Genomic DNA, 3406 nt, shown 5'->3' with positions numbered 1-3406 from the left:
GCGTGAACGAGGAGGCCGGTGTCGTGAAGGCGCCCTTCGTCGCCACCTACGACGGCGTGACGGTCGAGTTGGCGAAGTACGGCGAGGACTACGCGAAGGGCCTCCTCGTCCCGGTCAGGGGTGACGCCCCGAGCAGGTCCGCCGTCCCGGCCGACGCGGTCACCGCCTCCGGGTCCGGCCTGGACCCGCACATCTCCCCGGCCTACGCGGAGATCCAGGTCGAGCGGGTCGCCGCGGCCCGGCACGCCGACCCCACGGCGGTCCGGAAGGTCGTCGAGGCGCACACGAGCGGACGCGACCTGGGGTTCCTCGGCGAGCCGCGGGTGAACGTGCTCGGCCTCAACCTCGCCCTCGACCGGCTCTACCCGGCCCGGTAGGGCGGGGCGCGAGCGCGGACGCCCGGCCGAAATGATCTACGAATCGGACATGGGCTACCGTTCGTGGCATACCGCCGCCAAAGAGGGGGGATCCGTGATCGAGGGAATCGTGCTGGCCGCGGCCGGGCTGATCATCCTGGCGAGCGGCCTGGCGTCGGCTTCCGGCCGGCTGCGCCGCAACGGAGTCGTCGGCATCCGCACCCGCACGTCGATGTCCAGCGACGAGGCGTGGGACATCGTCCACCGCGCGGGCGGCCCATGGCTCGTCGCGAGCGGGCTCGCCATGCTGATCGGAGGGGGCGTCGCGGCGGTGGCCGGATCGGATGCCGTCCGGATGGCGGCCACGCTCACCGCCATCGTCCTCTGCCTCGTGCTGGCACTGGCGTCCGTGCTGGTGGGGCACGCGGCCTACCGGGGCCGCGTCCGCTGATCCGTTCGTCCTGAGCCGGTTCCGTGGTCTGTTCGTCCCGGTTCATCCGGCGGTGGCTGGTATCTCGGGTCGATCGGTGGGACGCCGCGCGCGTAAGCGGCGTCCCACCGGGATATCTCCCGGTTACCGATCGCGGGACGGGGGGGGGCGGCGATGGCCGGGGCGGACGCCGGAGCGGGAGGGGCGCGCGACGCCTCCGTGCCCGCCCGCTGGTGGCGCGTCTGGCTGCTGGACGGCCTGAGCGAGCAGAGCGGCAGCCATCCCGGCCCGCACGGCAGGCTGCCGGAGGAGCACGCGGGCCACCCCTGGTGGCGGGTCATGTGCCTGACCGGCGTCGACTACTTCTCCACCCTCGGCTACCAGCCCGGCATCGCCGCGCTCGCCGCCGGGCTGCTGTCCCCGGTGGCCACGGTCGTGCTGGTCGCGCTGACCCTGTTCGGCGCGCTGCCGGTGTACCGGCGGGTGGCGCGCGAGTCGCCGCACGGCTCGGGCTCGATCGCCATGCTGGAGCGGCTGCTGCCGTGGTGGGCCGGGAAGGTCTTCGTGCTGGTGCTGCTCGGCTTCGCCTGCACCGACTTCATGATCACCATGACGCTGTCGGCGGCGGACGCGTCGGCGCACGCCATGGCCAACCCGCTCGCCCCGGCCGTCCTGCACGGGCGGGGCATGTGGATCACGCTGGCGCTGCTGGCCGCGCTCGGCGGGGTGTTCCTCATCGGGTTCCGCGAGGCCATCGGGATCGCGGTCGTGCTCGTCGTCGTCTACCTCGGGCTGAACCTGGTCGTGGTGGCCACGGCCCTGGCGCACGTCGCGGCGCACCCGGTGCGGATCGGCGACTGGTGGGGCGCGGCGCGCGCCGCGCACTCCTCGCCGCTCGCCATGGTCGGCGTCGCGCTGCTGGTCTTCCCCAAGCTCGCGCTCGGCATGTCCGGGTTCGAGACCGGCGTCGCGGTGATGCCGCAGGTCAGGGGGGACGCGTCGGACACCTGCGCCCGGCCCGCCGGGCGCGTCCGGGAGACCCGGCGGCTGCTCACCACGGCCGCGCTGATCATGAGCGTGTTCCTCATCCTGTCCAGCTTCGCGACGACCGTGCTGATCCCGGCGGACGAGTTCCGGACGGGCGGCCGCGCGAACGGCCGGGCGCTCGCCTACCTCGCCCACCAGTACCTCGGCAGCGGCTTCGGGACGGTCTACGACGTGTCCACGATCGCGATCCTGTGGTTCGCGGGCGCGTCGGCGATGGCCGGGCTGCTCAACCTCGTCCCGCGCTTCCTGCCCCGGTACGGGATGGCGCCGGACTGGGCGGGCGCCGTCCGGCCGCTGACGTTGGTGTTCCTGGCCATCGCGTTCCTGGTGACCTGGCTGTTCGACGCGAACGTGGACAAGCAGGGCGGCGCGTACGCGACCGGCGTGCTGGTGCTGATGCTGTCGGCGTCGTTCGCCTCGTGTGTCGCCACGTGGCGGCACGGCCACCGGGCCGCGGGCGCCGGGTTCGCGCTGATCACGGCGGTGTTCGTCTACACGCTGTCCGCCAACGTGGTGGAGCGGCCGGACGGCATCAAGATCGCGTCGCTGTTCATCGCGGGCATCCTCCTCACCTCGTTCGCGTCCCGGGTGCACCGCGCGTTCGAGCTGCGCACCGGCACGGTGACGCTGGACCCGGCCGCCGAGCGCCTGGTGGACGCCGCCGCCGCGTTCGGCCCGCTGCGGATCGTCGCCAACGAGCCGCAGGCCCGCGACCGTGAGGAGTACGCGCTCAAGGAGCGCGCGCAGCGCGACGACATCCCGATGCCGGAGGACCAGCACATCCTGTTCCTCGAGGTCACGGTGACCGACTCGTCCGACTTCCGCGCGGACCTGGACGTGCGCGGCGAGGTGCTGCACGACTACCGGGTGCTCCGCGTGACCGGCCCGGTCGTGCCGAACACGATCGCCGCGGTGCTGCTGGCGCTGCGCGACCGGACCGGCGGCCCGCCCAACGTCTACTTCGACTGGACCGAGGGGCACCCGCTCGGCCACCTGCTGAAGTTCCTGGTCTTCGGGGACGGCGAGGTCGCCCCGGTGACCCGCGAGGTGCTGCGCCGCGCCGAGCCCGACCCGTCCCGCCGCCCCCGCGTGCACGTCTCCTGACCTGGGCGTTCCTCGGTTCCGGGGCCCCGGGGGTTGTGGCTGAGTGGGCGCTCACTCATACTGGGTGAGTACTCACTCAGCAGATGGAGGCGGTCATGGCGGCCCCGGCGGACGAAGCGCACACGGACGCGCAGAGGGACGCGCAGGGCGGCGCGCAGGGCGGTGCGGCGGCAGGTGCGGCAGGCGGGTTCCCGCGAGCCGGAGAGGTGGTCGCGGGGCTCTGGTCGTTCTGGACGCGCGGCCGCCGCGTCGAGCGGGCCTGCTACGCGGTCGGCGTGCTCCTGTTCCTGTCCGGGCTCGCGCACCTGGCCGTCTACGCGGTGGACGGCGGCCCGTGGACGGGTCCGCTGTCGTGGCGCAAGCCGATCACCTTCGGGCTGTCGTTCGGCCTCACGGTGGTCTCGCTGACCTGGGTGACCTCGTTCGTCCGGCTCGGCGACCGCGCCCGCGCCGCCGTGCTCGGCGTGTT

Annotated in this window: 4 protein-coding genes; all 4 read left to right on the top strand. The window is 73.5% G+C overall.

Going from position 1 to position 3406, the window contains the following annotated elements:
* Window positions 1-377 (top strand): potassium-transporting ATPase subunit C (locus AB0J52_RS32870; protein ID WP_500186739.1); only part of this gene is annotated, 377 nt, incomplete at its 5' end.
* 94 nt (window positions 378-471) lie between these two features.
* On the top strand, window positions 472-807 hold the full coding sequence (locus AB0J52_RS32865) for an SdpI family protein (protein WP_500186738.1): 336 nt from the start codon (window positions 472-474) through the stop codon (window positions 805-807).
* 153 nt (window positions 808-960) lie between these two features.
* Window positions 961-2937 (top strand): APC family permease, encoded by a 1977-nt coding sequence (locus AB0J52_RS32860; protein ID WP_500186737.1) that lies wholly within the window; start codon window positions 961-963, stop codon window positions 2935-2937.
* 95 nt (window positions 2938-3032) lie between these two features.
* A partial coding sequence (locus tag AB0J52_RS32855; RefSeq protein ID WP_500186736.1) for a hypothetical protein occupies window positions 3033-3406 on the top strand: 374 nt, incomplete at its 3' end.

This window comes from Spirillospora sp. NPDC049652, from assembly GCF_040675125.1.
GTDB lineage: Bacteria > Actinomycetota > Actinomycetes > Streptosporangiales > Streptosporangiaceae > Spirillospora.
This window is presented reverse-complemented; position numbering and strand designations above follow the sequence as displayed.

Bases quoted from the DNA above. Each gene is read 5' to 3' on its own strand.
- AB0J52_RS32860 (WP_500186737.1), top strand. From the start codon at position 961: ATGGCCGGGGCGGACGCCGGAGCGGGAGGGGCGCGCGACGCCTCCGTG.